This is a genomic window from Litorisediminicola beolgyonensis (assembly GCF_042679605.1).
In the GTDB taxonomy this organism is placed as follows: Bacteria; Pseudomonadota; Alphaproteobacteria; order Rhodobacterales; family Rhodobacteraceae; genus Litorisediminicola; species Litorisediminicola beolgyonensis.
The window spans coordinates 1-12485 of sequence record NZ_JBHTMU010000048.1 but is presented as its reverse complement, the minus strand read 5'-3'; the positions used below and the strand labels follow the sequence as shown (position 1 = coordinate 12485).

14 protein-coding genes and 1 pseudogene are annotated in these 12485 nt (G+C 66.0%); 6 read left to right on the top strand and 9 right to left on the bottom strand.

Features of this window, described 5'->3' with window-relative positions:
• Nucleotides 1–180: 180 nt before the first annotated feature.
• The gene (locus ACFQ4E_RS18280; RefSeq protein ID WP_386805968.1) at nt 181–1788 is read right to left on the bottom strand and encodes a peptide chain release factor 3; all 1608 of its coding nucleotides are present in this window, start codon (nt 1786–1788) and stop codon (nt 181–183) included.
• Between the two features lie 161 nt (nt 1789–1949).
• Here ACFQ4E_RS18280 and ACFQ4E_RS18275 point away from each other — a divergent pair, with 161 nt between their 5' ends.
• Both ACFQ4E_RS18275 and ACFQ4E_RS18270 read left to right on the top strand, forming a co-directional pair.
• Nucleotides 1950–2204: a DUF7218 family protein gene (locus ACFQ4E_RS18275; protein WP_386805967.1), complete on the top strand. Its 255-nt coding sequence runs from the start codon at nt 1950–1952 to the stop codon at nt 2202–2204.
• 100 nt (nt 2205–2304) lie between these two features.
• A complete protein-coding gene (locus ACFQ4E_RS18270; RefSeq protein WP_386805966.1) occupies nt 2305–2676 on the top strand; it encodes a SnoaL-like domain-containing protein in 372 nt (123 codons plus the stop codon).
• 2 nt (nt 2677–2678) lie between these two features.
• On the opposite strand, the gene ACFQ4E_RS18265 is transcribed toward ACFQ4E_RS18270, so the two are convergent.
• Nucleotides 2679–3683, bottom strand: coding sequence for a Hint domain-containing protein (locus ACFQ4E_RS18265; protein WP_386805965.1), 1005 nt, complete (start codon nt 3681–3683; stop codon nt 2679–2681).
• 146 nt (nt 3684–3829) lie between these two features.
• On the opposite strand from ACFQ4E_RS18265, the gene ACFQ4E_RS18260 reads away from it, so the two are divergent.
• Both ACFQ4E_RS18260 and ACFQ4E_RS18255 read left to right on the top strand, forming a co-directional pair.
• Nucleotides 3830–4609: an SDR family oxidoreductase gene (locus ACFQ4E_RS18260; protein ID WP_386805964.1), complete on the top strand. Its 780-nt coding sequence runs from the start codon at nt 3830–3832 to the stop codon at nt 4607–4609.
• Between the two features lie 3 nt (nt 4610–4612).
• Nucleotides 4613–5758: a hypothetical protein gene (locus tag ACFQ4E_RS18255; RefSeq protein ID WP_386805963.1), complete on the top strand. Its 1146-nt coding sequence runs from the start codon at nt 4613–4615 to the stop codon at nt 5756–5758.
• Here the strand turns inward: ACFQ4E_RS18255 and ACFQ4E_RS18250 are convergent.
• The 7 genes from ACFQ4E_RS18250 to ACFQ4E_RS18220 all read right to left on the bottom strand — a co-directional run bounded on the left by ACFQ4E_RS18250 (nt 5755) and on the right by ACFQ4E_RS18220 (nt 11533).
• The gene (locus tag ACFQ4E_RS18250; RefSeq protein ID WP_386805986.1) at nt 5755–6441 is read right to left on the bottom strand and encodes a M48 family metalloprotease; all 687 of its coding nucleotides are present in this window, start codon (nt 6439–6441) and stop codon (nt 5755–5757) included. The genes ACFQ4E_RS18255 and ACFQ4E_RS18250 overlap by 4 nt on opposite strands.
• 90 nt (nt 6442–6531) lie before the next feature.
• A complete protein-coding gene (locus ACFQ4E_RS18245) occupies nt 6532–6963 on the bottom strand; it encodes an OsmC family protein (protein ID WP_386805985.1) in 432 nt (143 codons plus the stop codon).
• Nucleotides 6964–7202: 239 nt separating this feature from the next.
• Entirely contained in the window at nt 7203–8387 is a 1185-nt protein-coding gene (locus ACFQ4E_RS18240) for a vWA domain-containing protein (protein WP_386805962.1), read from the bottom strand.
• A gap of 10 nt (nt 8388–8397) precedes the next feature.
• Nucleotides 8398–8565 carry an apolipoprotein acyltransferase gene (locus ACFQ4E_RS18235; protein ID WP_386805961.1) on the bottom strand — a complete coding sequence of 56 codons (168 nt, stop codon included), beginning with the start codon at nt 8563–8565 and terminating at the stop codon, nt 8398–8400.
• 6 nt (nt 8566–8571) lie between these two features.
• Nucleotides 8572–9933 (bottom strand): DUF2927 domain-containing protein, encoded by a 1362-nt coding sequence (locus ACFQ4E_RS18230; protein ID WP_386805960.1) that lies wholly within the window; start codon nt 9931–9933, stop codon nt 8572–8574.
• The gene (locus tag ACFQ4E_RS18225; protein ID WP_386805959.1) at nt 9933–10388 is read right to left on the bottom strand and encodes a GNAT family N-acetyltransferase; all 456 of its coding nucleotides are present in this window, start codon (nt 10386–10388) and stop codon (nt 9933–9935) included. Before ACFQ4E_RS18225 ends, ACFQ4E_RS18230 begins: the two co-directional genes overlap by 1 nt.
• A 302-nt stretch (nt 10389–10690) precedes the next feature.
• Entirely contained in the window at nt 10691–11533 is an 843-nt protein-coding gene (locus ACFQ4E_RS18220; RefSeq protein ID WP_386805958.1) for an AAA family ATPase, read from the bottom strand.
• Between the two features lie 189 nt (nt 11534–11722).
• Here ACFQ4E_RS18220 and dksA point away from each other — a divergent pair, with 189 nt between their 5' ends.
• Nucleotides 11723–12145: an RNA polymerase-binding protein DksA gene (gene dksA / locus ACFQ4E_RS18215; protein WP_386805957.1), complete on the top strand. Its 423-nt coding sequence runs from the start codon at nt 11723–11725 to the stop codon at nt 12143–12145.
• 58 nt (nt 12146–12203) lie between these two features.
• Nucleotides 12204–12485: pseudogene (locus ACFQ4E_RS18210) on the top strand (NAD(P)-binding protein); the annotation flags it as partial.

The window sequence follows — 12485 nt, the reverse complement described above, 5'->3', positions numbered from 1 at the left end:
GGGACATTCCTGCCCCAACCGGGTGCCGAACACCGCTTTCCCGAGCCGATTTTCCGAAAGGACGGGGCGCCTGCGCGCCCCGGCATGTCTGGCGCGCTGATCGTCCCGATCATCGCGCTGCCTCTCGCGCTCTCCGGGATATTTATCCGACAGATGAGGCCAAGGGCTCGGCGCGCAGGGTCAGACCATCATTTCCTTGGTGGCCGAGAGCGTGATCTCGGGATAGTCGCGCTCGACCCGGTCGATGTCCCATTGCAGCCGCGTCAGGTAGACCACGTCGCCATCATTGTCATGCGCGATGTGCTGCTTGTTCTTCGCGGCGAAGGCCTCGACCTTGTCGCGGGGACCGTGCACCCAGCGGGCCGAGGTGAATTGCGACGCCTCGAAGCGCACCGGCAGACCGTATTCGAGCTCGATCCGGCTGCCCAGCACCTCGAATTGCAGCTGGCCGACGACGCCGACGATAAAGCCAGAGCCGATATCGGGCTTGAAGACCTTGGCCGCGCCTTCCTCGGCAAATTGCATCAGCGCCTTCTCGAGATGCTTGGCCTTCATCGGATCGCCCGCGCGCACGCCCTGCAGAAGCTCCGGCGCGAAGGAGGGGATGCCCGTGGCCTTCAGCATCTCGCCCTCGGTCAGGGTGTCGCCGATCCGGAGCTGGCCGTGATTGGGGATGCCGATGATGTCGCCCGCCCAGGCCTCTTCGGCCAGTTCGCGGTCGGAGGCGAGGAAGAGCACCGGGTTGGTGATCGCCATCGGTTTCTTCGAGCGCACATGGGTGAGCTTCATCCCGCGCTCGAAATGCCCCGACGCGAGCCGCACGAAGGCCACGCGGTCGCGGTGCTTGGGGTCCATGTTGGCCTGGACCTTGAAGACGAAGCCCGCGACCTTGTCCTCTTCGGGGGCGATCTGGCGGGGCTCGGCCTGCTGCGGCTGCGGCTCGGGGGCGAGGCGGCCGATCCCGTCCATCAGCTCCTTCACGCCGAAGGAGTTGATCGCCGAGCCGAACCAGATCGGCGTCATGTGCCCTTCGAGCACCGATTGCCGATCGAGCGTCGGCAACAGCTCGCGGGCCATCTCGACCTCCTCGCGGAGCTGGTCGAGGAGATGCGCGGGCACGTGCTCGGCCAGCTTCGGATCGTCGAGCCCGGTCAGGCGGATGGTCTCGGCCACCTTGTTGCGATCGGCCCGGTCCATCAGCTCGAGCCGGTCGTTCAGCATGTCATAGGCGCCGACGAAATCGCGCCCCTGGCCGATGGGCCAAGAGGCGGGCGTCACGTCGATGGCGAGGTTTTCCTGGATCTCATCGATGATCTCGAAGACGTCGCGGCTCTCCCGGTCCATCTTGTTGCAGAAGGTCAGGATCGGCAGATCGCGCAACCGGCAGACCTCGAACAACTTCCGTGTCTGGCTCTCGACCCCCTTGGCGCCATCGATCACCATGATCGCGGCATCGACGGCGGTCAGGGTGCGGTAGGTGTCCTCGGAGAAATCCGAGTGGCCGGGCGTGTCGACGAGATTGAAGCGGAACTCGCGATAATCGAAGGACATGGCCGAGGCCGAGACCGAGATCCCCCGGTCCTTCTCCATCTGCATGAAATCCGACCGCGTCCGCCGCGCCTCGCCCTTGGCGCGGACCTGACCGGCCATCTGGATCGCGCCGCCGAAAAGCAGGAATTTCTCGGTCAGCGTGGTCTTGCCGGCATCCGGATGGCTGATGATCGCAAAGGTGCGACGGCGCGCGATCTCGGGCGGCAGGGCGGGGCGGTTCGAAGCGGTATCCAGCATGGCGCGGCATATAGCCGGGCGCGACGGGTCCGTCCATCGCGCGCATGCAGCTTCTTCTTTTTGGCAAATACGCGGCCCGACGCCGGCCGCGCGCGCCCAGGCCGGAGGAACCGTGCCCGAGGCCCGTTTGTTGGGTCGCAAACAGAGAAAGGATGACCCCGATGGACCGGCCGAGCATCAAGAACGAGAAGCTTTACGACGACCTGCGCGACGAGGGCATGTCGAAGGAGAAAGCCGCGCGCATCGCCAATGCGCAGGCGAACGATGGCATGAACCCGTCAGAGAAAGGCGGCAAGGCTCCGCCCTACGAAGACTGGACGAAGGACGAGCTCTACGAGCGCGCGCAGGAGATCGGCATTGACGGGCGGTCGGACATGACCAAGGACGAGCTGATCGAGGCGCTGCGCTCGCATTGATCGGCGGCGCTGCGCCGGGGCCTTTGCAAAGCGCTTGCGGGGAATCGGTCTCTCCGGCATGGTCGGGAACATTAAGTGAACATTTTGATGGAGACAGATCATGACCCTGAAAGAGATTGCAGAAGAGCTCGTCGCAGGATGCCGCAATGGCAAGGCCCGTGCCAATGTCGACCGGCTCTACTCCGAGGACGCCATTTCGGTCGAGGCGATGGATGGTCCAAGCGGCAGCCGGGTGACCGAGGGGCGCGCGGGCATCCACGGCAAGCATGAATGGTGGGAAACGGCGATGGAGGAGCACTCGACCGAAACCTCCGGGCCCTTCCTGCATGGCGACGACCGCTTCGCCGTGGTCTTTAAGGTCGATGCGACGGACAGGTCGAACGGGCAGCGCGTCCAGATGGAAGAGGTCGGCGTCTACCATGTCGCCGATGGCAAGATCGTGCGGGAAGAGTTCTTCTACACGATGGGCTAGACCTATCCGGCAGAGCTCTTGCGCAGGATCTCGGCAATGTCGGCGCGGCGCAGGAGCGCTTCCTGCACCTCGAACTCGCGATGGGCGCTGTCGGAATGGCCGGGCACGAGCTGCTTCAGCCGCTGCGTGACCTCTTTCGGCAGCACCGCGCGGGTGCGCGTGTCGACCAGCATGGATTCCGCGGCGATGCCCTCGGCGAAGATGATCTGATGGTGGTCGAAGAGCATCTGGAAGTAATCCACGAAGCCGCCCGACTGGCGCAGGATCGTCGTTCCGTTCACGAGATGCCGGGCGCGCACCAGAAGCTCGGCGCGCCCGGCACCGACGCGGTCGGAGCGCTGGTAGATGAAGAGCCGATGGTCCGGGCTCACCAGGAGGTCGTTGGCGTTGTTCAAAGCGCCCGCCCGGATCAGGATCGGTGCGAAAGCGCCGGTTGCGCGGGTGGTGCTTTGACCGATCCAGCGGATCTCCTGCGGCCCGTGATCGCGGGTCAGGACCCGGTCGCCGGGACGCAGATCCTCGACCCCGCGCTGGGCGCCCGAGGCCATGGTGATGAGTGTGCCGCGGGTGAAGGAGACGCAGGCGATCTGCGCGAATGTCCGCTGCGCCGCCTCGGTGTCGATTCCGACCAGCGCGTAATCGAGCCGCGGCTCGAGCGGCGCGAGGGGCAGCATATAGACCTCGGCGATATGGCCGTCCTCGTCGGTTTCCACCAGCACCAGCGCCTCGGTGGTCACGCCGTCGCCGGACATGAAGGTCAGCGTGCAGTCGAGATGCAGATCGGCACCCGCGCGCCCGATCTCGGTGTCCGGCGCGATGATCAGGGGCGGCTCCGCCTGGGCGATGACCGACAGGCGCGCAAGGCTCGCAACGGGCGACAGGTGATAGATATCGTCGAGCATCAGCTCGTCGGACGGTGCGATCCCGTCGCCGAGATTGGCCCCGTTGATGACGCGGAAATGGTCCGCCCGGTAGGCGGCGATACTCTGCGCCGGTCTATCGTCCAAGTGCCTGCTCACCGCGACCTTTCCGGCCCGCGACCACCGCGCACCTTTAAGCCTTCATTATAAGTCCGAATTATGAAAAGAGAATGTGTCATCAAATGGTCCCCGGCCCGGCGATTTGCCGACGGGGCGGACGCGGGAGGAACGAGATGGATCTGGGAATTCGCGGCAAGCGGGCGCTGGTCACGGCGTCGTCCAAGGGGCTCGGGCGCGGCTGCGCCGAAGCCCTGGCAGAGGCGGGGTGCAACCTTGTGCTGAACGCGCGCGGCGCCGACGCGCTGGAGGAGACAGCCGCGTCGATTCGCGACCGCTTCGGCGTCGAGGTCACCGCGGTGGCGGCCGATATCGTCTCGGAAGACGGCCGGGCCCGTGTGCTCGAGGCCGCGGGCGCGGTCGACATTCTCGTGACCAACGCGGGCGGCCCGCCGCCGGGCCTGTGGTCGGACTGGAGCCGCGAGGATTTCATCGCCGCGCTCGATGCCAACATGCTGACGCCGATTGCGCTGATGCAGGCGACGCTGCCGGGCATGATGGAGCGCGGCTGGGGACGGGTCGTCAACATCACCTCGGTGTCGGTCAAATCGCCGGTCGCCGTTCTGGGCCTGTCGAACTCGGCCCGGACGGGCCTGACGGGCTTTGTCGCGGGCACCTCGCGTCAGGTCGCGCCGCATGGGGTCGTCATCAACAACCTCCTGCCGGGAATCCACGCCACCGACCGGGCCACCTCGCTCGACAAGGGCGTGTCCGAGCAGCAGGGCGTCTCGATGGACGAGGCGCAGAAGCAGCGGGAAGCGACGATCCCGGCGCGGCGCTACGGCACGCCCGAGGAGTTCGGCCAGACCTGCGCCTTCATGTGCTCGCAATATGCGGGTTTCATGGTCGGGCAGAACGTGCTTCTCGACGGCGGCGCCACCAACGTCACGCTCTGAGCGGTGGCGCGGGGACCGGACGGGGCGGGCGGCGGCACGGGCGTGTCGCTGGCCGACCAGCTCTTCAATCCGGACAGCATCGGCGATCTGGCGCGGGAATATTCGGTTTTGCCCGGCTTCGATCCGGACCGGTTTCTGGGCGAGGTCCTGCCCGGGCTCCCCGGCACGCCGCTTTTGGCGCGGCTCGACCTGATCGCCGATGCGCTGGAGCGGCAGTTGCCGCGCGCCTTTCCGGCGATGGCCGAGGTGCTCGAGGCGGCGATGCCGCCCGAGCTCGATCCCTCCTTGAAAGACAATGACTTCGGGCGCTTCATTCATGCGGTCCCCGGCGTTCTGGCGGTGCGGCATGGTCTCGAGGATCACCGCGAACGCGCGCTCGATCTGCTGCACCGCGCGACGCGGCGCTTCTCGATGGAGTTCTACATCCGGCCATTCCTGAACCGCTGGCCGGACGAGACCTTCGCGCGGCTGGAGCGCTGGGTGGAGGACGATAAATACCACGTGCGCCGACTGGTGAGCGAGGGCACGCGGCCGCGTCTGCCTTGGGCTGCGAACATCCGGACCGATCCCGAGCGGCCCCTGCCGCTTCTCGACCGGCTCCATGCGGACGACACGCGCTACGTCACAAGATCGGTCGCTAACCATCTGAACGACATATCGAAAATCGTGCCCGGGGCTGTGACCTCGCGGCTCGTTCAGTGGGCGGCAGAGGACCGTCAGACCTCCAAGGAATTGGGGTGGATCACCCGGCACGCGCTGCGCACCGCGGTCAAGCGCGGCGAGCCCGAGGCGTTGCGACTGGTCGGCTGCGACCCGGATGTGGCGGTGGCGGCCGATCTGACCGTGGCGGCGCCGAGTGTGCGCATCGGCGCGGCGCTGGAGTTCGAGGTTGTCCTGACCGCGGAGGCCCCGGTGACGGCGATGGTGGATTACCGGATAGCATTCCATCGGCCCTCTGGCCGCGTCGCGGAAAAGGTGTTCAAGATCAAGACGCTGAAGCTCGAAGCCAAGATGGATGAGCGGGTGTCGGCACGGCATCTTCTGAAAAGAAACGCCTCGACCTTCACCTGGCACCCCGGGCCGCACCGGCTGATCCTTCAGGTCAACGGAATCGACCGGGCCGAGGCCCGGTTCGGGGTCACAGACTAGGACGTGCCCCAGCGCGCCTCCAGCGCGTCGAGCGCCGCGATGCGCTCGTCGGTCTTGGGGTGGCTCATCAGCCAGGCGGGCACCGCGCCCGCGCGCGATTGGGTCAGCGCCTCGAGCTTGCGGAACAGCGATTTCTGCGGCGCGATGCCGATCCCGGCCTTAGCGAGAAGCGCGGCGGCATAGGCGTCGGCCTCGTACTCGTCCTGCCGCGAAAGCTTGGCTGCCAGAAGCGAGGTCACGGCATTGGCGATCCAGATGCCAATCCCGGGCAGGAGCCGCCCGAGGATGCCCACCAGGAGAAGCCGGATCGCGTTCTGACCGGAGAAGTCGATCATGCGGCGCCGGGAATGGCCCAAGGCCACGTGACCGAGCTCATGGGCGATCACCGAGGCAAGTTCCTCGGCGCTGACCTCGCCCTGCTGGTATTTCCGAAAAAACCCGCGCGTGATGAAGATGCGCCCGTCCGGGGCGGCCAGACCGTTCACGGGGTCGATCTCGTAGATGTTGACGCGGATACGCTCCAGGTCGAGCGCGCTGGCCATCTTGTCGGTCAGCCGCTTGAGGCGGGGATCGGCGAGCTCGGTAGAGCGGGCGTCCAGCTCCTTGGCCGTGCGCCACGCCGAGAAGCGATAGAGCACGAATCCGTAGAGCAGCGCGAGGAGCAGGGGCGTCAGCTTGAACATGCGCCAGATATGGGGGTTCGGCGCGCACAAGAAAAGCGCCCGGCCGCTTGGACCGGGCGCTTTCGCAATCGTCAGATCAGCTTGTGCCGATCAGGCGAGCTTGGCGTCCATGGTGATCTCCGCGGTGCCGCCCTTGTAGAGCTTGGAGATCGGGCAGCCTTCCTTAGCGGCATTTGCCGCTTCGGCAAACTTGTCGGCATCCATGCCGGGGATCGAGGCGGTCACGTCGAGATGGACCTTGGTGACGGAGAAGCCGTCGCCGTCTTTCTCGAGATGCACGGTCGCCTTGGTGTCGATCGCGTCGGCGGTGGCGTCGTAATTGCCGAGAATCATCGACAGCGCCATCGAGTAGCAGGCCGCGTGTGCCGCGCCCACGAGCTCTTCGGGGTTCGAGCCGGGCTCATCCTCGAAACGCTTGTTGAAGCCGTATTGCACGTCGTCCAGCACGCCGGATTCGGTCGAGACAGAGCCGGTGCCCTGCTGCAGGTTGCCTTCCCAGTGCGCGGTTCCGAATTTCTTGATCGCCATGATGATCTCCCTTCTTGGTTGAGATATGCTTCGTTCATTTGATCAACGCGGCGCCTCCGCGAAAGTTCCATATATCGCGCGCGATATATTCTGGAATCGCTTATCTTGGGCGTGAGGGCGCGGTGCGCGTCGATGGGCTTGCGCCGGATAACCTGCGCCGCGTTCGCGCGGAGGAAAGGGAGGCGCGCGCGCTCGTGTTCAAGCGTCTGACTTAAATAGGTATTTTCATCTCGTCAGCGCGCAAGCTCGCGCATGCCGCGCTCTATTCCGTCGAGCGTCATCGGCACCATGCGGTCTTCAAAAATCTCGCGGATCATGCCGATGGACTGGGTGTAGGGCCAGTATTTCTCGGGCACCGGGTTGATCCAGAGATGGTCCGGCCATTGCGCACGAACCCGGTCCAGCCAGACGTGACCGGCTTCCTGGTTCCAATGCTCGTTCGCGCCGCCGGGGATGGCGATCTCGTAGGGCGACATCGAGGCGTCGCCGACGAAGATGCATTTGTAGTCGCTGCCATAGGTGCGCAGCACCTCGTGGGTCGGGGTCTGCTGGTCCCAGCGGCGACGGTTGTCGGTCCAGACGCCTTCGTAGAGGCAATTGTGGAAGTAATAGTGGCGCAGGTGCTTGAACTCGGTCCGCGCGGCCGAGAAGAGCTCTTCCACGACCTTCACGTGGTCGTCCATCGAACCGCCGACGTCGAGAAACAGCAGCACCTTGACCGCGTTGCGCTTCTCCGGACGGGTCTGCACGTCGAGATAGCCGTGTTCGGCGGTGGCGCGGATGGTCCCGTCGAGGTCCAGCTCGTCGGCGGCCCCGTCGCGCGCCCATTTGCGCAGGCGCTTCAGGGCGACCTTGATGTTGCGGGTGCCGATCTCGATGCTGTCGTCATAGGCGCGGAACTCGCGGCGGTCCCAGACCTTGACCGCGCGGCGGTGGCGGCTGTCCTCCTGGCCGATGCGCACGCCTTCGGGGTTGTAGCCATAGGCGCCGAAGGGCGAGGTCCCGGCGGTGCCGATCCACTTGCTGCCGCCCTGATGCCGTCCCTGCTGCTCTTTCAGGCGCTCGCGCAGGGTCTCCATCAGCTTGTCGAAGCCGCCGAGCGCCTCGATCTCGGCCTTCTCTTCGTCGGTCAGATGCTTCTCGGCCATCTTGGCGAGCCAGTCGCCGGGCAGGTTCACGGCGTCGAGAACCGCGTCGAGCGGGATCGCTTCGAGCCCCTGGAAGGACTGCGCGAAGGCGCGGTCGAAGCGGTCGATATGGCGCTCGTCCTTCACCATCGCCGCGCGGGCGAGGAAGTAGAACGCCTCGACGTCGTGACCGGCCACGCCGCGGGCCATGCCTTCGAGGAAGGTGAGGTATTCGCGCAAGCTGACCGGAACGCCGGCGCCGCGCAGGGCCTGGAAGAACGGGACGAACATGGGTCCCGGTTTACAGCAGGACCTTCTCGATGGCGATGGTCGCCAGCAGCCCGATCAGGGCGAAGAGGATGCCGTAGGCCGCGGCATATTGCGCGATGTCGGCGGCCGAGCCGTTGCGGCGGCGGGCGTTGAACCCGCCCAGGGCGGCGCCCAGAAGGGCGCCCGCGATGACGATCATTGTGCCTCAGACTCCCTTGAGGGGGTTCAGGGCCGCGATCTCGCGCAGTTTCGTGCGCACGGCCCAATCCGGGCCGAACCCGTAGCGAGCCCATCCCAGAGAGTCCAGCCGCACCTCGCGCGCTTCGGAGACGCGTCCGGTCATGTCGAGAGCCTCGGCGCGCAGGAGCATGAGCGTCGCGAGAAGGGCGGCGTTCTCGTGCCGCGCGGCGACATCGAGCTGCGGCCCGAGATACATGAGCGCACGGTCGGGGCGGTTCTGGCTGATCTCGTAGGCGGCCAGCTGGCTGCCGACATAGGCGCGATGGAGCGCGGTGCCGGGGGTCGCGGCGAAGAACGCGTCGGCCTTGAGGAACTGGCGGCGCGCTTCCTCGGGGTCTTCGCTGAGAAGGACACGCCCCATGGCGTAATGCGAGAAACCGCGGCGGTGATCCTGCCATCCCATGGCCGAGGCGACCTGCAGCGCGCGCATCGCGGCGCGGCGGCGGCGGTCGGGCGACGCGCCCGGTCCGAGCGCTTCCTGCACCGCTTCGATCCAGCGCCGGGGCGTCGTCGCAAGCGCGTGCGAGGGCAGCGACTCGCCCGCGGGGTTGATGCGGGCCAGGATCGCGGGAAGGCGCCGGGAGACCTCGGCGCGCGACATGCCCGAACGCAGCGCGGGGTCGTAGAACACGCGCATCACCAGCATGTCGTAGCCGGTCAGCACGGTATGGACGTTGTCATCGTTGAAGACCGAGTCGGGTAGGCGGTAGAGGTCGTTGAGCGGCCCCAGCGCCTGCGCCAGCTCTTCGTGCAGGCAGTCCCGCAATTCCTGCGGGGTGCTGTCCGACGGGATCACCATGGTGACGTGCTCGCGGGTGGTGAGCGTCGTCCAGCTCGGCTGGTGACGGCGCCCGAGCGCGGCATATTCCTCGAGCGAGCGGACGCTCGGCACCACGAAACAGGCGGCCTGCGGCAGGTGGCGGCGGATCGTGGCGCGCGGCACGGCCTGGATCGTGACCCGGGCCTGGTCCGATCCCGTCAGCCGGATCGGCACGCGGCCTTCGTTCTGGAGCCGGTAGATCAGCCGGTTGAGGTCGGTTCCGAGGCTTCGCGGCGCGTGGCCGATCACCCGCACGTCGATCGGACCCTCGAACCGCGTGAAGACGCTGAGCCGCCGCCCGCTTTCAAGCGAGAAGGCGAGGTCGAGCACGTCGCGCGCGAGGTCGCGGTTCGAAACCGTCGGCCGTTCGGGGCGTGGCACCGAGAACGCCTTCATCGCAGGCAGGGTGGTTTCATCCGAGATTGCGAGCCGCGTCGGCGTGTCCGGCGGCGAGGCCGGCGCACAAGCTGCGAGGGTCAACATCAGGGGCAACAGGTAACGGCGCATCACGATCTCTGATACTTGATGAAAGGGGTCAACCGTCCGATGCGGTCATAGAGCGTCCGGGCGGTGTGATTGTCGTCCTGAGTGAGCCAGTAGACCGAGCCTGCGCCGTGACGATCGGCGGCGGCATAGACCGCCTCGATCAACGCGCGACCCACGCCGGTGCCCCGCGCGCTCGGCGCCGCGAAGAGATCCTGCAGGTAGCAGACATCCTCGAGGCGCCAGGCATGGCGGTGGAACAGGTAATGGGTCAGCCCGATCAAGTGACCGTCCTGTTCCGCGACAAAGGCGCTGAAGTCGCGCGGATCGTCGCCCAGAAGACGGTCGAAGGTGCTGTCATAGACCTCGTCCGAGACGGTGCTGCCGTAGAACGCAAGGTAATCGTGCCAAAGGCCAGCCCATTCGGGCTTGTCTTCGGGGCGCAGCGGCCGGACCTCGACATTGGCGGCAGGGGGCATTGAGTAAATGTGCCTCGGTGGCTTTCAGGTGGACAAGAGATCGGTGTCTATTCTGTCGGTAGTGCGGACAGTCTAAGGCAAAAGCGGGGAATGTGGAGCAGCGATGAACATTCCGCGCGCGGGCTTCCGCTCGCCTCAGGCGTGCGCCACAAAATCTTGATCTGAGGGGGAAAACCGCGTCCTCCGGGCAACAACGCCCGGGCGAACTGCCATGCCGAGGGGCGCTTGCCCCGATGCGGACTAAGGCGCGCGAGAATCGCGTGACCCGCTCCGCCAACCGGGCGCGCGCGCGCCGCGACGGATCAGCGGCCCTGCCTGCGCGCCATGAAGGCCAGCCGCTCGAAGAGATGCACGTCCTGCTCGTTCTTCAGAAGCGCGCCATGCAGCTTGGGCAAAGCGTCGGTCCCGTCGCGCTTGAGGTCCTCGGCCGAGAGATCCTCGGCCAGGAGCAGCTTCAGCCAGTCGAGAACCTCGGAGGTCGAGGGTTTCTTCTTCAGACCCGCTTGGTCGCGGATCTCGTAGAACTGCGTCAGCGCCTCGGTCAGGAGACGCGGCTTGATGCCGGGGTGGTGGACCTCGACGATCTTGCGCAGCGTGTCGGCATCGGGGAAGCGGATATAGTGGAAGAAACAGCGGCGCAGGAAGGCGTCGGGCAGTTCCTTTTCGTTGTTCGAGGTGATGATCACGATGGGGCGATGGCGTGCCTTCACGGTCTCGCCGGTCTCGTAGACATGGAACTCCATCCGGTCGAGCTCCTGCAGGAGATCGTTCGGGAACTCGATATCCGCCTTGTCGACCTCGTCGATCAGCAGGACGACCTTCTCGTCGGCCTCGAAGGCCTGCCAGAGCTTGCCCTTGCGGATGTAGTTGGCGACGTCGTTCACGCGCTCGTCGCCGAGCTGGCTGTCGCGCAGCCGGCTGACCGCGTCATATTCGTAGAGACCCTGCTGCGCCTTGGTGGTGGATTTCACCGACCACTCGATCATCCTGAGCCCGAGCCCGGCGGCGACCTGGCGCGCGAGCTCGGTCTTGCCGGTGCCGGGCTCGCCCTTGACCAGGAGCGGGCGCTCCAGCGTGACCGCCGCATTGACCGCGAGGGTCAGATCCTCGGTGGCGACATAGTCCTTGGTGCCTTCGAATTTCATCGCGCTCCCCGCGTGTCAGCAGCCTTGGGCGACCGGCGGCCAGACGTGTGCAAACTGCCGCAAAATCGCCCAAAGGTTATGTTATTCCTTAGTGACATCCTCAAGGGCTTCCATTACATGCAGGCTCGCAGGGAAACCAGACATGCGCGGCATTTCAAACGCGCGGCTGGGCTATACAGGGGAGACGCGATGAAACCCGAGTCCTTTCTGCCGGATGATTACCGACCGGCTGAAGACGAACCGTTCATGAACGACCGCCAGCAGGAATATTTCCGCCGCAAGCTGATCATGTGGAAGAATGACCTGATGGCCGACAGCCGCGACACGATCGAAGGGCTGCAGGATTCCACCCGCAACATTCCGGACGTGACCGACCGCGCCAGCGAAGAAACCGATCGTGCGATCGAACTTCGCACCCGCGATCGCCAGCGCAAGCTCGTCAGCAAGATCGACGCCGCGCTGCGCCGCATCGAGGATGGCGAATACGGCTACTGCGAAGTGACCGGCGAGCCGATTTCGCTGAAGCGGCTCGACGCGCGTCCGATCGCGACCATGAGCCTCGAGGCGCAGGAGCGTCACGAGCGCCGCGAGCGCGTGCACCGCGACGACTGATCGTCACTTTGGGCGGAAGACCGAAAACGAAGGCGCCGGGGCGGAAGCTTCGGCGCTTTTTGCATCCCGAGGCGGGAGCCGGGCCGTTGGCCCGTCTGCGAGAGGCGCTGCCTCTCGCGCTCTCCGGGATATTTTCAGACAGATGAAAGAGGCGGGGCGGAGGATCGGGCTGGAGACCGCGCGCATCGCGGTGATCGGCGGCGGCATCGCTGGCCTGTCGGTGGCGGCGGCCTTGGCGTCGCGGGTCGCGCGCGTGCGGGTCTTCGAGCAGGCACCGGAGCTGCGCGAGGTGGGCGCCGGGCTGCAGCTCTCGCCGAACGGCATGCGGGTGATCGAGGCG